We start from the raw sequence: 16,353 nt of genomic DNA, 5'->3' as shown, positions 1-16,353 counted from the left end.
GGAGGAGCGGGCCATGCCGACGCGCGCTGAAATCGAAGAGGCCGGCATGGCCGCCCTTCTCGGCGCGGGCGTCCCGCTCCCCCACGCACGACGTCAGCTCGACCTCCTTCTCGAGGCCGAGCTGCGCGGCCTCCCCTCCCACGGGCTCCTGCGCCTGCCCCGCGTCATCGAGCGGATCGCCAATGGCGTCACCGATCCGCACACGAGCGGCGAAGCCCATTGGCGCGGCGCCGCCTTCCTCGAGGTCGAGGGTCGGCAGGGCCTCGGCCCGGTCGTTGCCATGGCCGCGCTCGATGCGATCTCCGGGCGCGTCGCCGAGACCGGCATTGCGGTCGCCGCCATCCGCAATTGTGATCATCTGGGCATGCTCGCCTTTTACGCCGAGCAGGTCGCAGCCTCGGGCCGCATCCTCATCGCCCTCACCATCAGCGAAGCGCTCGTGCACCCCTGGGGCGGGCGCTCCGCAATGCTCGGCACCAATCCCATCGCCATTGGCGTTCCCGCCCATCCCGATCCTTTCGTCTTCGACATGGCGACCAGCATCGTCGCCATGGGCCGCATCCATGATCACGCCGCGCGCGGCGAGCCCATTCCCGAGGGCTGGGCGCTCGACGCGGAGGGCAATCCCACCACCGACGCCGCCCGCGCCCGTGACGGCGCCCTCGCCCCCTTCGGCGGCCCCAAGGGCTATGCGCTCGGGCTCGCCTTCGAGGTCCTCGTGGGCAGCCTCACCGCCTGCGCGCTCGGTCCCGCCGTCAAAGGCACGCTCGACTCTACCGCTCCCTGCAACAAGGGGGATATCTTCATCGTCCTCGAGCCGGCGACCGGCGCCGCATCCGCGATCTCGGCCTTCCTCGAAGAAGTCCGGCAGAGCCCGCCCGCCGATCCGGATCGCCCCGTACGTGTTCCCGGCGATCGTGCAAACCAGACCCACGCCATGCGACAGCAGGGTGACATTCCCCTGCCCGACGCAGTCTGGCAGCCGATTTTGCGCCTTGCCGGCAAGTCGAAAGTGTAAGTTTTGCAAGATGCGTCAAATTTGATGCTCGAAACATGTTGTTCCGCATCAGTCGATCCTATATTTTATAGTGAATTTCGATCGGTGACCCCATGCCCTCCATGCCCAGCGAGCCCTTTTCGTTTGCGCGCCTCATCGCGCTGAACGAGCAACGCCCCACCTACCCTAAGTCCCTGGTGGAACTGGCCTATGAGCAATTGCTCGGCATGCTGGTGACCATGAAGATCCAGCCGGGCGCCCATATCGGCATCGAGGCCCTGGCCCGCGAGCTGCAGATCTCGCCAACCCCGATTCGCGAGGCGCTGACGCTGCTCGAAGCGCAGAAACTCGCCCACAAGATCCCCAATGTCGGCTTCCGCGCGGCCCCTCTCCTGTCCTCGGTCGACGTCGATTCTCTCTTTGAAATCCGTATGTTACTCGAGCCGGCAATGGCCGCTCTGGCCGCCGAGAGGGCGAGCCCCGAGATGCTGGAGCGCCTCGCCGTCCTCGCCCGCGAGCTTGAAACCGCAGCCGAGGAAACCGACCTCGCCTACGCCAACTACGCCGAAGGCGACGCCAAGCTCCACCACCTCATCGCCACCGCCAGCGGCAATCGCTTCATCGCCGAAACGATCGAAGGCCTTCACGTCCACCTCCACATTTTCCGCTTTCTTTTCAACACCAACGCCCCCCAGCAGGCCGTCTCCGAGCACGGCCAGCTGATCGAAGCGCTGCTCCGCCGCGACGGGCCAGCCGCCGAAACCGCCATGCGCGAACACCTCCTCGCCTCCCGCCAGCGCATCGACAGCGTCATCGAGGAACGCCTCGCCGCCGTCGCAAAAGCCGAGGCTGCACAGGCCGGAAAGGCCGGTGGCCGCTCGGGTCGCGGCCGTCCGCGCAAGCCGCGCGCGGCCTCCTGAGCCGCCGACCCAACCACGCCGAAAGAAGTCGCCACTCCGGTTGACTCCCCAAACGCGCCTTGGTAGATCATATAGGATATAGCGTTTTGAGACGCGGTGACCGGCTCGTGCCGCCAAGCAAGGCTGCTCGGCGCCACGGTCGCTACGCATAGGGAGGACGATCATGGCATTGCCGCTCGAAGGCATCCGCGTGCTGGACATTTCTCAGGTCATGGCCGGGCCGTTCTGCTGCATGCTGCTGGCCGATATGGGGGCCGACGTTATCAAGATCGAGCCGCCCGAGACCGGGGATTCCACCAGGCATTCCATGGGCTTCCGCCTCAAGGGCAGCGACAGCCCCGGCTTCCTCGCGCTCAACCGCAACAAGCGCAGCATCACGCTCGACCTCAAGTCCGAGGAAGGGCGCGAGACGCTCTACGCCCTCGTCAAGACGGCCGACGTGCTCGTCGAGAATGCGCGTCCCGGCGTCTCCGGCCGCCTCGGCATGGACTACCAGACCCTCCGCGCCATCAATCCCCGGCTCGTCTACGCGAGCATTTCGGGCTTCGGCCAGACCGGCCCCTGGTCGCAGCGCCCCGGCTTCGACCTGATCGCGCAGGCCGTCTCGGGCATTCTGAGCTCGAACGGCTTCCCCGATATGGAGCCGGCCAAGAATTCCATCGCCGTCGCCGATCTCGGTGCCGGCATGTTCGCCTGCTATGCCATCCTGAGCGCCATCATCGGCCGGCAGACTTCGGGCGAAGGCCAGTATATCGACGCCTCGCTCTTTGAAGCCGCGCTCGCGCTCTCGATCTGGGAAACCACCGAACTCTGGGGCACCGGCAAATCTCCGGTTCCGATCGGCTCGGCCAACCGCATGTCGGCGCCCTACCAGGCCGTCGCCGCCTCGGATGGCTGGTTCGTCATCGGCGCCGCCAATCAGGGCCTCTGGCTCAAGCTCATCAAGGTCATGGGCGTCGAGCACCTGCAGGAGGACGAGCGGTTCTCGACCAATGCCGCTCGCGTCGTCAACCGCGTTGAGCTGATCGACACCCTCGCCCCGGCCTTCGCAAGCCGGACCAAGGCCGAATGGATCGAAGCCCTGCAGGAGGCCGGCATCCCGGTCGCCGACATCCTCGACTATGAGGGTGCCGTGCAGTCCGAGCAGGCCATCGCTCGCGAGATGGTGCAGATGGTCCCCCATCCGGTTGAAGGGGAGTTCCGTGCGCTCGGTTTCCCGGTCAAAATGAGCGGCACGCCCCAGCAGATCCGCATGCCGCCCCCGCTGCTCAACGAGCACGCCGACGAGATCATGGCCGAACTCGCGGCCAAGGGGCTCATCGCACCCGCGAAGGGAGCCGCCGAGTGAGCGCGCCAAGCACCACGCTCGAAATAGCGGGCAATGTTGCCCACATCCGTTTCGACAACCCGGCCGCCTACAATGCGTTGACGGGCCAGATGTGGCGCGAAATGCGCGACCACGCGCGGGCCATAGCGGCGGATCCGAGCATTCGCGTCGTCACCTTCCGGGGCGTCGGCGGCAAGGCCTTCGTGTCCGGCACAGATATCTCGGGCTTCGCCAAGTTCACCGACGGCAGCGACGGCATCGCATACGAACACGGCATCGATGACTGCATGGCGGCCGTCGACGAACTGCCGGTCACGAGCATTGCGATCATCGATGGCTGGGCGGTCGGCGGTGGGCTCAACATTGCGGCCGCCTGCGATTTCCGCATCGCGACCAAGGACGCCCGCTTCGGCTCGCCCATCGGGCGCACGCTGGGCAATTGCCTTTCGCCCATGAGCCTTCAACGCATCGGCGGCGCGGTCGGCGTGCCGGTCGCCAAGCGCATGGTGCTGCTCGGGGAGATCATCGGGGCCGAGGAACTCCACAAATCCGGCTTCCTGCTCGATGCGGTGGAGCGGGACGCCCTCGACGAGCGGGTCGCCGAGATCTGCGTGCGTGCGGCAGAGAACGCCCCGCTCACAACCCGCGCGACCAAGGAAATGCTTCGCCGCATGAGCCTCGAAAACCTGCCTGAAGCCGATGACATCGTCTCGCAGGTCTATGGGAGCGAAGACTTCAGGCGCGGCGTCGAGATTTTTCTCTCGCGCACCAAGGCGCTGCCGGAGTGGCAGGGGCGCTGAACACGACGGGCGCGACACACAGGTCGCGCATGCAAGAACGCCGGGCACAAGCCCGCTGAATGGGAGGCACGAATATGGAAAAGACGAGCCAGCGGATCGGCTTCATCGGCGTTGGCCTCATGGGCGAGGCCATGGTGCGCCACCTGCTCGACCTGGGCCATGAAGTCCGGGTCTGGAACCTCGAGCCCGAACGCCTCGAGACCGTCGTTCCTCATGGCGCGATCGCGATGGAAACGCCCGCCGCCGTCGCCGCCCAGAGCGATATCGTCATGCTCTGCGTGCTCAACATGGCCGCGGTCGAACGCTGCATTTTCGCCGAGGACGGGGTTGCAGCGGCGGGCAAGGGTCCCTCCGTGATCGTCGATTTTTCGACCGCCGATCCGGAGGGCACGCGCCAGGCGGCGGCCCGGCTCAGGGAGATGACCGGCGCCGGCTGGATCGACGCCCCGGTCTCGGGCGGCCCGCAGCTCGCCCGCACCGGCAAGATGACCGTCATGGCGGGCGGCGACGAAGCCGATTTCGCCGGCGTTAAGCCCGTGCTGGAGACCATGGCCGGCAATCTGACCCTCATGGGCCCGGTCGGGGCGGGCCAGACCACCAAGATCCTGAACCAGGCGATCGTCGGTACCGGCTATGTCGTCATGGCCGAGGCGCTGATGCTGGCGGAGGCCGCCGGTATCGATGCCGCGCGCCTTCCCCAATGCCTTGCAGGCGGCCACGCCGACAGCAGCCTGCTGCAGCGCCTCTACCCGCAAATGCAGCAGCGCGCTTTCGAGCCACCCTCGAGCTACGCCCGCCAGTTGCTCAAGGACCTGAAGGCAGTCTCGGAGTTCTCCCGGGGCCTCGGGCTCGACCTTAAGGTCATCGAGCAGGGCGTGCAGCGCTACAAGGACTATGTCGCACTCGGCCACGAAATGAGCGATTCCGCTGCGATCGTGAAGCTCTATGAGCACGACGCCGCCGAACGCGATCGCTCGGGCCGCTGAATGCGCAGCCGGCGGCACGATCGCCCGGAGATGGTGAGACGATGAGCGCGCGAGCCCGTCCGCGCGCGGTCATCGATGCGCATCACCACATCTGGGATCTGGACAACGACCTCCCCTGGCTGAAGACGGAGCGCATTCCGTTTCGCTATGGCGACTACTCGGCAATCTGCCGCAACTACATGCCCATGGACTATCGGCGGGATACGGCCGCATGGCCACTTGCCGGTTCGGTCTATGTCGAAGCCGAATGGAACCGTACCAAGGCAGCCGATGAAAGCGCCTGGGTCGAAAAGATCGCCGCCGAGGCGGGGGTCCCTTCGGCGATGGTCGCCTGGTGCGATCCGGCTGCGCCCGAGGCAGAAGCGCTGCTCGCAGCCCATGCGCGCCACCCCATCGTTCGCGGAATTCGCCACAAGCCGGCCGCAGCCTCTTCGCCTGCAGAGGCGCGGCGCGGCGAACCCGGGTCCATGGATGACGAGGCCTGGCGGCGGGGCTATGCCCAGCTGGCGCGCCACGGTTTTTCCTACGATTTGCAGACGCCCTGGTGGCATCTGGAGGCAGCAGCGGCGCTCGCGCAGGATTTCCCGGAAATCCCGATGATCGTCAATCATGCCGGACTGCCCGCAGACCGCAGCCCGGAGGCACTCGACGCCTGGCGCGCGGCTCTGCAACGGGTTGCAGAAGAACCCAACGTTTTCATCAAGATATCGGGCATCGGCCGAGCTGGCCTGCCCTGGACGCTCGAGGCCAACGGCCCGATCATCCGCGACGTCATCGCCATCTTCGGCGCCGACCGCGCGATGTTCGCCAGCAATTTCCCGGTTGACTCGCTTGCCGGGGACTTCGACACAATCTTCTCCGGCTTTGCCGCAGCGACAGCGGACCTCGGGGAGGAGGATCAAGCGAAGCTTTTCAGCGAGACTGCGGCGCGCGTGTACAGGTTGCCACACGCGCTCTGAATTGGACCCAAGCAACCGTTTTGGAGGAGGACTCGATGAACAAGAGAGCGACTTTCACGCGCATCGCAGCCGTGATGACCATGTCCGCCGCCCTGGTCGGCGCGACCATGGCGCAGACCACGATCCGCTACGCCCATGTGGGCTCGGAAGGCGACATCCAGTACTGGTACGCCGAGGAATTCGCCGAGCGCGTTGCCGAGCGGACCGACGGCCGGATCACCGTGCAGGTGTTCCCGAACTCGCAGCTCGGCGGCGCTCAGGAAACCGTCGACGGCGTCCGCAGCGGCGCGATCCCGCTTGCTCACCATGAGTTCGCATCGCTTGCGACCCTGATGCCCGATATCGCCGCCTTTGCTGCCCCCTTCGCCTATCGCGACGGCAGCCACGCAATGGCCGCAACCGACCCGCAGAACTCCGAGATCATGCAGGAGCTCGCCGAGCAGCTCGTCGAGGAAGCCAATATCCGCATCATCGGCCGGCTCTATCGCGGCGCGCGCCAGATGACCGCCAACAAGGCGGTCTATTCGCCCGCCGATCTCGCCGGCGAGCGCTTCCGCGGCGTCCCGATGCAGCTCTGGACCACCATGATCAACGGCATGGGCGCAGTGCCGACCCCGGTCGAAGTGGCCGAGCTGCCCACCGCGCTGATGACCGGCATGGTGATCGGGCAGGAAAATCCCCTGACCATGATCAATGCCAACCGGCTCTATGAAGTGCAGACCCATGCGATGCTGACCGCTCACATGCAGAACGTGCTGCCGGTCTTCATCAACGAGACCTTCTGGCAGTCCCTGTCCGAAGAAGATCGCACCATCCTGTCCGAAGTCGCAGCCGAGATCGGCGAAGAGACGCTCGAGCTTGGCCTCGCCGCCGAGCAGGACCTGATCCAGGAGCTGACCGACAAGGGCATGACCTTCATCACGGCCGATGACGGGCTCGATGTCGAGGCCTTCCGCACCGCCGTGTCCGCACAGGTCGCAGCGGATTACCCCAGCTGGGGTCCGCTGATCGAACGGATCCAGGCGATCCAGTAAGGTTCGGGCGGGCCGGGACCAGCGTCCCGGCCCCTCCTCGCGCCGACCCAATCCCCGCATGCCTGAGAGGCAACCCGTGCAGAACACACAACCGGCGCCAGACACTCCGCGTGTTCTTGCGACCGCCGACAGCCGACTCTACGCGATCGACCGCGCCCTCGAGCCCCTGCGCTGGGTATTCAGGATCACGAGCCTCGCCGTGCTCGTGGCGCTCGTTTCGCTGCCCTTCATTCAGGTGGTCGCCCGCGAAATCTTCTCGCGTCCGATCATGGGCGCGGAGGAACTGACGCGCTTCATGCTGATCTGCTCAGTCTTCCTCGCACTGCCCTACGTCGTATCCTCCGGCGCCACGGTGCGCATGGAAGAGCTCGTGGCCATGCTCCCCGAGCGTGTTCTGCGCCTGCTGAAAGTCCTCGCCTCGGCGACGGCCATCGCCACCTTCTCGGTCATGGCGATCGCGAGCTTCATCGCCATTCGCGGCAATCTGGGCAATTCGACCCCGACGCTCGGCATTCCCTACTGGATTTTCCTCGGGGCCGCATTTGCGAGCTTCACCATGACCGCGATCGAATGCGGCGTGCAGCTGCTCAAGGTGCTGCAGAACCGGCCGCTCTACATCACCTTCCCACAGGAAGCCGAGCCGCCTGCCGATTTCGAAATTTCGGCCGACAAGCAGGTCTGAGAACAGCGCCATGGCAATCATCATCATCCTTTCGTTCATGGCTATGTTCATCCTCGGGTTTCCCGTGGTCGTGGCCATCGCCGTTCCCGCTCTCGTATACGTGATCCTCGCCGGCTTCCCCATGGAGCTGATGGCCCAGCGCATGACCTACGCGCTCGACTCCTTCCCGCTCGTAGCCGTGCCCGTCTTCATCTTCGTGGGCAGCCTGATGAACCAGGCCGGCATCACTGGCCATATCTACCGCTTCGCCCAGACCCTTGGCGGCCGGGTCCCCGGCGGGCTCGCCCAGGTCAACGTCATCGGCTCGCTGGTCTTTTCGGGAACCTCGGGCTCGGCGCTCGCCGATATCAGCGGTCTCGGCCGTATCCAGATCAAGGCCATGGTACAAGTGGGTTTCAGCCGCGCATATTCCGCCGCGGTTACCGGTGCCTCGGCCATTGTCGGGCCCATCTTCCCACCGTCCATTCCGCTCGTCATCTACGGCTCGGTCACGAGCGTCTCGATCGTCCAGCTGCTGGTTGCCGGCATCCTGCCGGCCATCATGTATACCGTGCTGCTGATGGCGTTCGTTGCGTGGTTCTCGGTCCGCCACAAGCACCCGCGCTCGGCCCGTTGGCCCACGATACGCGAAGTCTGGACCACCTTCATCAAGGCCCTGCCCGCGCTCCTCGCGCCGGTGCTGCTCGTCGGCGGCATGCTGAACGGGCTCTTCACCCCCACCGAAGCCGCCTCGGTCACGGTCGCCTACGTCCTCGTCATCGCGCTCTTCATCTATCGCGGCCTCACCTGGCAGCGGTTCCGGTTCGCGCTGTTTGAAACCGTCAAGACCACATCGGCCGTCCTCATCATCGTTTCGGCGGCGGCGCTCTTTGGCTGGGTGATGGCGGTGGAACAGCTACCGCAGATATTCACGCGCACGCTTCTCTCGATCTCGACCGAGCCGCTCGTGCTGCTGCTGCTGGTCAACGTGCTGCTGCTGCTGGTCGGCATGTTCCTCGACAGCACGACCGCGACGCTGCTCGTCGCGCCGCTCGTCTCCGCGCCGCTCGTCATGGCCGGCGTCGACCCGGTGCATCTGGGGATCATCTTCGTGTTCAACCTGATGATCGGGCTTTTGACCCCACCGCTCGGGCTCGCGCTCTTCATGCTGTCGGACGTCGCGAGGATTTCCATGTGGACGGTTCTGAGAGCGGTGATGCCCTTCTACATCCCGCTCTTCCTTGCTCTCTTCATCATCACGGTCTGGCCCGATCTCACGCTCTGGCTGCCCCGGATGCTGCGCTAGACGCTCAATCAATCAACGGAGCTGCGATCTCATGACCGCGACAACCCCCGCCGGCCCCCGCCCCGCCATCGCCCTTGCCATGGGCGATCCGGCGGGCATCAGCCCCGAACTGACGGCCAAGCTCCTCGCCACCGAGGCGGTCACCGATGCGGCAGCCCTGACGGTGTTTGGCGACCGCCGCGTTCTCGAGAGAGGGGCTGAAATCGGGGGCGTCACGCTCGACATCGCTGTGGTCGGCTCGGTTGAGGACGCGGCCGCAGCCGGCACGGGCCGGCCGGTGCTCGTCGATCTGGGCAATCTCGATCCCACCGACGTACCGCCGGCGACGGCAAGCGCCATTGGCGGGGCGTTCGCCACCGACAATTTCCGTCATGCGCTCCGCCATGCGGCGGGCGGCAAGGCGGAGGCGGTCTGCTTCACCCCCTTCAACAAGCAGGCCATGCGTGCGGTCAACACCGACTATGATGACGAGAGCCGCTTCGTGCGCGCGGAGCTCGGTTGGTCGGGCGCGGCCAAGGAATTCAACGTGTTGCCGGAGGTTTGGAACGCGCGTGTGACGAGCCACATCCCGCTCTCCCAGGTCGCTGCTGCGATCAGCCGCGAGGCCATCCTCGCCGAGTTGCAGTTCACCTACGACACCATGCGGCTCGCCGGCGTCGAGGCCCCGAGAATCGCTCTTGCAGCGCTCAATCCCCATGCCGGGGATGGGGGAAATTTCGGCCGTGAGGAGATCGAAATCCTCGAACCCGCCGTGGCCGACGCCATCGCCCAGGGCCTGCCGGTCGATGGGCCCTGGCCCTCGGACACGGTCTTTCTGCGCGCCCGCAAGGGACAGTGCAATGCGGTGCTGACCATGTATCACGACCAGGGTCAGATCGCGATGAAGATGATGGGCTTTGATCTGGGCGTGACGCTGATCGGGGGTTTCCCCTTCCCCATCTGCACGCCGGCCCATGGCACGGCCTACGACATTGCCGGCCAGGGCATTGCCGATGTCGGCGCCAGCGTCCAGGCGCTGCTGCTCGCTTCGCGTATGGCCCTGCGCGGCCGGGCCACGGCCTGATCGGGGTAAGAAGCCCTCGACCATTCCAAATGGAAAGAGGCGGCGCTCGATGAAGCGCCGCCTCTTTGCGTTGATCAGGACCCCAGGCGCTCTAGCCGAAGAAATGCGCGTCCTGCAGCCGCCTCAGCTTCAAGAGGTCGGAGGCCTCGTCGAGTTCGACATCTTCCAGCACGATCGTCTTTCCCGCTTTGACGGGCCGAAGCAGCGGACGGTTCGCCGCAAGGTAGAATGGCACCGGCGCCTGCGGCCCCAAGGCACAAGCCGGGAGGATCGCCGCAGAGACCCCTTCGATTTCATGGTGGTGGCCCGCGGCCGTCAGCACGGTGCCTGCTGGCAGGTCGACATCCGCCCGCGCGACGAGATCGACGAAATGCTGCGGCTCGGCCATGCCCTGCGAAACACCTCGCGCCGCTGCAGCGAGCACGCTGGTCGCAGCCTCCAGCCCGAGCAGGTGACGGGGATTGTAGATCATCGCGGTTGCGCCGGTGCGGCTCACGACATGGCCCTTGTCGGCCAGGAGCGTCCAGCTTTCCTCGTCCTCGCAGCGCACGACGACGAAGACGCCGCCTGCAAAGCTCACCTCATCGGGAGCGCGCAGGCAGTGGAAGACCTCGAGCGACCGGCCAGCGTCGAGAACCCCGCCATCTTCCTTCAAGGACAGAAAACTCGGCACCTCACCGATGCGCGCGATCGGCGCATGGAATGTGTCGCGGTCGAACCGTAGCCCCGTCGCATTGGCAACCAGTGACATTTCGCAGAGATCGGGCGTCAGGTGTTGCTTGAAGGCGGACGCGGCCCGCGACCGGGCCTCCAGCAGATCGGCTGCACCCGCCTCGCGCAGGCGCTCGAGGCCCGCAAAGCCCATGGCGTCGATCACGACCCCATTGCTCGTCAGCGTGCCGGCGGCCGGATCGTGCACGAAATCGTATTCGCTCGACTTCCCTGCCGCGATGATCTCGAAGCCGAGAAGCTCGGCCCATGTCACGAGATCAACGAGGAGGCTGGGCTGGTCCCCGTCCACAGGGGTGATCACGACGCCCTGCTGCTGCGCGAGGAGCGCGAGGCCGGGCCCCACGACGCTGTCGGCTTCCTTGGAGACCATCACGACATGCTTGCCCGCTTCGATCGCGAGCCGGGCATGGCGCGCGCCCGCCTCGGGATGGCCCGTGGCCTCGACCACGACGCCGAACGGCAGCTCGAGGACGATCGCGATGTCATCCGCCGCGATGTGCTTGCCCGTAGCCCAGGCGGCTGCGGCCTCCTCGCGACTGCGGCAGATGGCAATCTCGCCTTCCGCAACGCCGATCGAGGCGATGGCGCGGGCCGCCGTCTCGGCCGACACATCGATGGCGATCCGCGTGTTCATGAGCGGCACGCGCCGGCTCTGCACGAGGAAGCTGCGACCGAAGCTGCCCGTCCCCACGATGCAGGTTTCGACCGGCTCTGCGCCCTTGAAATAGGTATGGAAATTCATCGGTGCCCTCCGCGCCGGTCCAGGTCGTGACGCGGCGGGACGTCAGACACGTCCCCGCCGCATCAAACTGAGTGTCAGAGCACGAAGCGTCCGCCATCCACCATGATGACCGATGCGGTCATGTAGGACGCTTCATCGGAGGCGAGCCAGAGGACAGGGTACGCCATCTCCATCGGATCGGCCCAGCGGCCCATCAGGCATCCGCCCTGCGCCTCGCGATCGATATCGGCCTGGGTACGGCCCGCCGCTTCCGCGCGCTTGCGGTGGAAGGGGGTGAAGGTGAGGCCCGGACAGACGGCGTTGACGCGAATCCCGTGCTTGGCCTCTTCGAAGGCGAGCGTCTTGGTCATCGATACGATGCCGGCCTTGGTCACGTCGTACTGGCCCATCCCGGCCCGCGGATTGACCGCGTGGGTGGACGAGACGTTGATCACGCTGCCGCGCCCCGAGGCCCGCAGATCTCCGATCGCCGCCTGGGTCAACCAGGCATAGCTCAGCAGATTGACCTCGAGGATGCGGTTCCAGGTCTCGGTCCTGGCCTCTGCCAGAGGCTCGTAGGACCGCATGCCGGCGCAGTTGACGAGGGTGTCGATCTGCCCGAGCTCGGCGCGGGCCGCCTCGACGATCCTCGCAGCGCTCGCCTCTTCGCCGACATCGGCGACAAGCGTCGAGAACCGCGCATCGGCCTGCGCGGAGCGCAGTTCATCCGCAACCCCTGCGAGCGCATCGGCGTCCGCATCGACGAAGAGGACGCTGGCGCCCTCTTTGCACAGCACAGTTCCGATTGCAGACCCGATACCACCGGCTCCACCGGTGACGATTGCCACCCTGCCTTCAACGCGACCCATATTTCTCTCCACTTGTCAGCCGATCAGATTGTTGTCCTGCGCAAGCGTCCGGCGCTCGGCGACGACGCGCCAGAGCCAGACCACGCTGTAGATCGACATCAGAATTCCGCCCACCGGCAGCGCAGCGTGCCAGTAGACCTTGTTCATCCGGAGAAACGGGGTCGTCTCACCGGCATTCGCGGCAAACTGCCAGCCATACCATGCGAGCATCAGCGCAAAGCCGAGCATGGCGAGGTTGATGATGACCGACAGCACCAGCTGTCCTGCCTGTGGCAGGAGATTCTCGAACAGAGAAACGCGATAGAGCCCGCCTTCCCGCCAGAGCGCGACTGTGGTCAGCACGATGATCCAGATGAACAGGAACTCGACCACCTCGTCATAGCCACTGATGGTGAAGAGGGGCACGAGCCGCAGGATAATCGACAGGCCCAGCAGAATGAACAGCGCGACCAGCATCGCGATGCTCAGATATTTGCAAAGAAAGCCGATCACGCGATCGATTGAGCCAAGGATGCGCATCATCATCTGAGACCATATCCGAACAAATTGGGCAGCCAGAGCGAGATTTGCGGGATGTAGGTGACCAGCATGAGGCTGATGATCAGACCCAGCAGATAGGGCCAGATTTCCCGCGTGATGTCGGCAATCGAGACTTTCGCGATCCCCGCCACGACGTAGAGGCAGAGCCCCACCGGCGGCGTCACCAGCCCGATCATCAGGTTGAGGACGAGAATGACGCCGAAATGGATCGGGTCGATCCCGAGGCTCAACACCACCGGCATCAGCACCGGATAGGCTATGATCATGAGCGCGATGCCCTCGATGAACATGCCCAGGATGAGCAGCACGATGTTGATGATGAGCAGCACGACCCAGGCTTCGCTCGAAATGCCGAGCAGCGCCTCGAGGATCGCGTTCGGTATCTGCTGCTGGATCAGCACCCAGCCGAAGGGCGCCGACAGCGCGATGATGAACATCACCTGCGCGGTCTGGCGCGCGCTTTCCCAGATCACCTTGACCACGTCGGCATAGGCGAGCTCGCGATAGACCCAGCGCCCGAGGATGAAGGCAAAGCCGGCCGCCACCACGGCGGCCTCGGTCGGCGTGGCGATGCCCGTGAAGATGACGGCAAGGATCGCAGGAGGCAGCATGAGCGCCGGCAGGGCCCGCAAGATGGCCTGCGCCGCTTCGCCTAGCGGCGGGAAGCCCTCGCCGCGCGGCAGGTTCATGTATCTGGCGGCAATCGCGATGGCGATCATCAGCGAGCCGGCCATGACGAGACCGGGGATGATCCCGGCCAGAAAGAGCGCGCCGACCGAGACGTTGGCGAGGCTGCCATAGATGACGAAGGGGATCGAGGGCGGAATGATCGGCCCGATGGTGGAAGACGTGGCGGTGATCGTCGCGGCATAGCGGGCGGTGTAGCCTGCCTTGGTCATCGCCCGCTGCTGGATGACGCCCATCCCGGCCGCATCGGCCACGGCCGAACCCGACATGCCTGCGAAGATCACGCTGCCGAGCACGTTCACATGCGCCAGCCCGCCCCGGATACGGCCCACGAGCAGTTGAGCGACCGCGAAGATGCGCTCCGTCGTGCCGCCGATGTTCATGAGGTTGCCCGCCAGCACGAAGAACGGAATGGCGAGCAGCGGGAAGGAGGTGGTCCCGGCGTAGGTGCGTTGGATGAAGATAAAGAGCAGGTCGGGTCCGATGGTGAAAACCATGGTGACCGCCGCGACCAGACCGAGCGCCACCGCAATCGGTATGCCGCAAAGAATGACGACGCAGATCGCCAGCATGATGGAAACGGCGAACATGGACCTTGCCCCCGGTCGATATGAAAGGACCGAGCGCCATAGCGCCCGGTCCGGTGCATTTCAGCGCGGCTTAGGCCCGCGCGGCGTCGACGAGTTCGGCCCAGGTCGTCCAGGTCTCTTCGCCCAGCGTCGCCCGGAGCTGCTCATAGGCCGGCTCCATGCGCGCGCGGAAAGGCTCAACCTCGGGCCGCGTGACGGCGATGCCCATCTCTTCCATCTGCGCGATGTAGTCTTCTTCGCTGCTCTGGACTTCCGCACGCGCGGTCGCGCCGGCCGTGACGGCCTCTTCGCTGATGATGGCGCGCTGCTCTTCGGTCAGCCGGTCGTTCCAGACCCGCGGATTGGCGCACATCATGATGGTGGCGTAGATGTGCTTGGTCAGCGCCAGATGGTCCTGCGCCTCGTAGAATTTCGCGGCGAAGGTCGTCGAGACCGGATTGTCCTGCCCATCGACGAGGCCGTTCGCGAGCGCGAGATAGACTTCCTGGAAGGCGACCGTCTGGGTCGAGGCACCGAGAGCTTCGAACGCCGCCTTGATGGCGAGCTCGGGCGGAACGCGGATGCGCAGGCCCTGCACGTCCTCGGGGGTGTTGACCGGGCGCTGGCTGTTGGAGAGCGCGCGGAAGCCCCACTCGAAATTGGCGATCCAGCTGAAGCCGGCCGTCAGCAGCTGCGCCTCGATCCAGTCGCGAGCCGTCTCGTCGAGAACGCGGTGGGCATGGGCATAGTCGTCGAACTGGTAGGGGATGTTGATCGCCCCGATGCTGTTCGAGAGCGCCTCGATATTGGCGGGGTTCATCAGGATGAAGTCGATCGCGCCCATGCGGGTCTGCTGGGCGGTGTCGGTGGGCGAGCCCAGCGCATTGTTCGGGAAGATCGTGATGTTGATCTCGCCGCCCGTCCGCTCTGCGATCCGGCCGACCATTTCCTCTGCGGCAGTGTGGACCGGATGCGACGTATCAGCCGGATGGGTGAGACGCAGTTCGGTGGCAGCCATCGCAAAGGATGAGCGCAGCACGAAAGGTGCGGCAAGTCCGCCCGCGATGACGGCGCGGCGGTTCAGACGAAAACTCTGTGACATGGTTCCTCCCCTGTGGTCACATCGAACCGATCGCCCGGCACTACACCATGGCGATCGCTGTCTTTGCCGGACGATCATCCGGCGCAAAATCTCGAAAGGGCGCTCGCCCGATCCATTCGCGGTCCTGGGACAAATCCCCCGAAGGCTCCTTAACCTTTGCCCGGCCCGCATCCTCCATTAATCGTGGATGATATAGGATATGTGCGCTTGGTCAAGCGCCGACCGTTCCGATCTCAGAGCCCCTGCAGCCCTTCGATGGCATAGACGCGTGCCGGCGATCCGTCCGCGTTCGGCAGCTTCAGTGGCGCAGCGCTCAGTAGGCAATACGGCCCACTGAGCCCGGACGTGTTGACCAGATATTCGATGAGCGTGATCCCGGCGCGCAGGCAGACATCATGGGTCACGTGCTCTTCGGTGGGGGCCATCACGCCGTCGAGCAGCAGCCTTATCGAATAGTCCTGCGGAAAGTCGAAGGCGATGGCGCTCGGCTCCTGCGCCTTAAGCCATTCGGCAGCTTCGCGATTGAGATAGGGTGCGTCGGTCCAGAACTCGCGGGTCGTGTAGTCGCGCTGCCGATCCCATCCGCTCGAGAGCAGGAGTATCTCGCCCGCCGCCCCGCCCGGATCCGCTGCCGCCAGTCGGGCAGCGCCGATCTCCTCGTTCGCCTGCACGTCGCGCAGATCGAGGATGCGGCAACGTCCGACCACTTTTTCGAGCGGCGTCGCTTCGATGGTCGGCGCCCCGGCGATGAAATGGGCCTGTGCATCGACATGGGTGAAGCCGTGGCAGGTCGTCGAAAGACGCGACACGCGGAACTGATCGCCTGCAGCGATGTCGCCCTTCACCGCGACATCCACCGGCCAGCGCATATGTGGCTCCATGGCCATGCTGAGGTCGACGATCTTCATGCAGTTTTCCTCCCTGACGCCCAGGATTTCATTGGCATGGGCCTTACCAGATGTGCGTTCCGCCCCCTCTCGGGCGGCCACGACCTCCATTATCCGAATATCCTACAGGAAATATGATCCGCGCAAAGAGGATTTGGATGGCAGCGCAACGCCGATGTTCGGATCGGTGATT

The 16,353-nt window shown here is 65.3% G+C and carries 16 protein-coding genes; 10 read left to right on the top strand and 6 right to left on the bottom strand.

The features are described from left to right. Positions 1 to 13 precede the first annotated feature (13 nt). The 10 genes from EMQ25_RS00935 to EMQ25_RS00890 all read left to right on the top strand — a co-directional run bounded on the left by EMQ25_RS00935 (position 14) and on the right by EMQ25_RS00890 (position 10,053). Complete coding sequence (locus EMQ25_RS00935; protein ID WP_127186680.1) at positions 14 to 1,018, top strand: Ldh family oxidoreductase; 1,005 nt, start codon at positions 14 to 16, stop codon at positions 1,016 to 1,018. A gap of 92 nt (positions 1,019 to 1,110) precedes the next feature. Then, a complete protein-coding gene (locus tag EMQ25_RS00930) occupies positions 1,111 to 1,917 on the top strand; it encodes a GntR family transcriptional regulator (RefSeq protein WP_127186679.1) in 807 nt (268 codons plus the stop codon). Positions 1,918 to 2,080: 163 nt separating this feature from the next. Next, positions 2,081 to 3,265, top strand: coding sequence for a CaiB/BaiF CoA transferase family protein (locus tag EMQ25_RS00925; RefSeq protein WP_127186678.1), 1,185 nt, complete (start codon positions 2,081 to 2,083; stop codon positions 3,263 to 3,265). After that, positions 3,262 to 4,044, top strand: coding sequence for an enoyl-CoA hydratase (locus tag EMQ25_RS00920; protein WP_127186677.1), 783 nt, complete (start codon positions 3,262 to 3,264; stop codon positions 4,042 to 4,044). The genes EMQ25_RS00925 and EMQ25_RS00920 overlap by 4 nt, the downstream gene beginning before the upstream one ends. A 74-nt stretch (positions 4,045 to 4,118) precedes the next feature. Next, positions 4,119 to 5,030, top strand: a complete 912-nt coding sequence (locus EMQ25_RS00915) for an NAD(P)-dependent oxidoreductase (RefSeq protein ID WP_127186676.1) — start codon at positions 4,119 to 4,121, stop codon at positions 5,028 to 5,030. Between the two features lie 41 nt (positions 5,031 to 5,071). After that, a complete protein-coding gene (locus EMQ25_RS00910; protein ID WP_127186675.1) occupies positions 5,072 to 5,989 on the top strand; it encodes an amidohydrolase family protein in 918 nt (305 codons plus the stop codon). 35 nt (positions 5,990 to 6,024) lie between these two features. Continuing rightward, entirely contained in the window at positions 6,025 to 7,023 is a 999-nt protein-coding gene (locus tag EMQ25_RS00905; RefSeq protein WP_127186674.1) for a TRAP transporter substrate-binding protein, read from the top strand. Between the two features lie 76 nt (positions 7,024 to 7,099). Then, positions 7,100 to 7,705 (top strand): TRAP transporter small permease, encoded by a 606-nt coding sequence (locus EMQ25_RS00900; protein ID WP_158625900.1) that lies wholly within the window; start codon positions 7,100 to 7,102, stop codon positions 7,703 to 7,705. 10 nt (positions 7,706 to 7,715) lie between these two features. After that, the gene (locus EMQ25_RS00895; protein WP_127186672.1) at positions 7,716 to 8,990 is read left to right on the top strand and encodes a TRAP transporter large permease; all 1,275 of its coding nucleotides are present in this window, start codon (positions 7,716 to 7,718) and stop codon (positions 8,988 to 8,990) included. 31 nt (positions 8,991 to 9,021) lie between these two features. Continuing rightward, positions 9,022 to 10,053, top strand: coding sequence for a 4-hydroxythreonine-4-phosphate dehydrogenase PdxA (locus tag EMQ25_RS00890; protein WP_127186671.1), 1,032 nt, complete (start codon positions 9,022 to 9,024; stop codon positions 10,051 to 10,053). Between the two features lie 91 nt (positions 10,054 to 10,144). Here EMQ25_RS00890 and EMQ25_RS00885 read toward each other — a convergent pair whose 3' ends face one another. The 6 genes from EMQ25_RS00885 to EMQ25_RS00860 form a co-directional block, all read right to left on the bottom strand. Continuing rightward, positions 10,145 to 11,527, bottom strand: a complete 1,383-nt coding sequence (locus EMQ25_RS00885) for an NAD(P)H-dependent oxidoreductase (protein WP_127186670.1) — start codon at positions 11,525 to 11,527, stop codon at positions 10,145 to 10,147. A 74-nt stretch (positions 11,528 to 11,601) separates the two neighbouring features. Next, positions 11,602 to 12,375 carry an SDR family NAD(P)-dependent oxidoreductase gene (locus EMQ25_RS00880; protein WP_127186669.1) on the bottom strand — a complete coding sequence of 258 codons (774 nt, stop codon included), beginning with the start codon at positions 12,373 to 12,375 and terminating at the stop codon, positions 11,602 to 11,604. 15 nt (positions 12,376 to 12,390) lie between these two features. Beyond that, the gene (locus EMQ25_RS00875; RefSeq protein WP_127186668.1) at positions 12,391 to 12,900 is read right to left on the bottom strand and encodes a TRAP transporter small permease; all 510 of its coding nucleotides are present in this window, start codon (positions 12,898 to 12,900) and stop codon (positions 12,391 to 12,393) included. Next, positions 12,897 to 14,192, bottom strand: a complete 1,296-nt coding sequence (locus EMQ25_RS00870; RefSeq protein ID WP_127186667.1) for a TRAP transporter large permease — start codon at positions 14,190 to 14,192, stop codon at positions 12,897 to 12,899. Before EMQ25_RS00870 ends, EMQ25_RS00875 begins: the two co-directional genes overlap by 4 nt. 70 nt (positions 14,193 to 14,262) lie before the next feature. Further along, on the bottom strand, positions 14,263 to 15,273 hold the full coding sequence (locus EMQ25_RS00865; protein WP_158625899.1) for a TRAP transporter substrate-binding protein: 1,011 nt from the start codon (positions 15,271 to 15,273) through the stop codon (positions 14,263 to 14,265). A 233-nt stretch (positions 15,274 to 15,506) separates the two neighbouring features. After that, the gene (locus tag EMQ25_RS00860) at positions 15,507 to 16,181 is read right to left on the bottom strand and encodes a cyclase family protein (protein ID WP_127186665.1); all 675 of its coding nucleotides are present in this window, start codon (positions 16,179 to 16,181) and stop codon (positions 15,507 to 15,509) included. Between the last annotated feature and the right edge of the window lie 172 nt (positions 16,182 to 16,353).

Origin of the sequence: Arsenicitalea aurantiaca (assembly GCF_003994485.1) — a bacterium.
In the GTDB taxonomy this organism is placed as follows: domain Bacteria; phylum Pseudomonadota; class Alphaproteobacteria; order Rhizobiales; family Devosiaceae; genus Arsenicitalea; species Arsenicitalea aurantiaca.
The sequence above is the reverse complement of the archived record's forward strand: the minus strand, read 5'-3'. Positions and strand labels throughout refer to the sequence as shown.

What these genes read in the sequence shown, in the direction of transcription:
- EMQ25_RS00860 (WP_127186665.1), bottom strand. Translation starts at nt 16,181, where the DNA reads ATGAAGATCGTCGACCTCAGCATGGCCATGGAGCCACATATGCGCTGG.
- EMQ25_RS00915 (WP_127186676.1), top strand. Translation starts at nt 4,119, where the DNA reads ATGGAAAAGACGAGCCAGCGGATCGGCTTCATCGGCGTTGGCCTCATG.
- EMQ25_RS00895 (WP_127186672.1), top strand. Translation starts at nt 7,716, where the DNA reads ATGGCAATCATCATCATCCTTTCGTTCATGGCTATGTTCATCCTCGGG.
- EMQ25_RS00910 (WP_127186675.1), top strand. Translation starts at nt 5,072, where the DNA reads ATGAGCGCGCGAGCCCGTCCGCGCGCGGTCATCGATGCGCATCACCAC.
- EMQ25_RS00890 (WP_127186671.1), top strand. Translation starts at nt 9,022, where the DNA reads ATGACCGCGACAACCCCCGCCGGCCCCCGCCCCGCCATCGCCCTTGCC.
- EMQ25_RS00905 (WP_127186674.1), top strand. Translation starts at nt 6,025, where the DNA reads ATGAACAAGAGAGCGACTTTCACGCGCATCGCAGCCGTGATGACCATG.
- EMQ25_RS00865 (WP_158625899.1), bottom strand. Translation starts at nt 15,273, where the DNA reads ATGTCACAGAGTTTTCGTCTGAACCGCCGCGCCGTCATCGCGGGCGGA.
- EMQ25_RS00870 (WP_127186667.1), bottom strand. Translation starts at nt 14,192, where the DNA reads ATGTTCGCCGTTTCCATCATGCTGGCGATCTGCGTCGTCATTCTTTGC.
- EMQ25_RS00875 (WP_127186668.1), bottom strand. Translation starts at nt 12,900, where the DNA reads ATGATGATGCGCATCCTTGGCTCAATCGATCGCGTGATCGGCTTTCTT.
- EMQ25_RS00885 (WP_127186670.1), bottom strand. Translation starts at nt 11,527, where the DNA reads ATGAATTTCCATACCTATTTCAAGGGCGCAGAGCCGGTCGAAACCTGC.
- EMQ25_RS00925 (WP_127186678.1), top strand. Translation starts at nt 2,081, where the DNA reads ATGGCATTGCCGCTCGAAGGCATCCGCGTGCTGGACATTTCTCAGGTC.
- EMQ25_RS00930 (WP_127186679.1), top strand. Translation starts at nt 1,111, where the DNA reads ATGCCCTCCATGCCCAGCGAGCCCTTTTCGTTTGCGCGCCTCATCGCG.
- EMQ25_RS00935 (WP_127186680.1), top strand. Translation starts at nt 14, where the DNA reads ATGCCGACGCGCGCTGAAATCGAAGAGGCCGGCATGGCCGCCCTTCTC.
- EMQ25_RS00880 (WP_127186669.1), bottom strand. Translation starts at nt 12,375, where the DNA reads ATGGGTCGCGTTGAAGGCAGGGTGGCAATCGTCACCGGTGGAGCCGGT.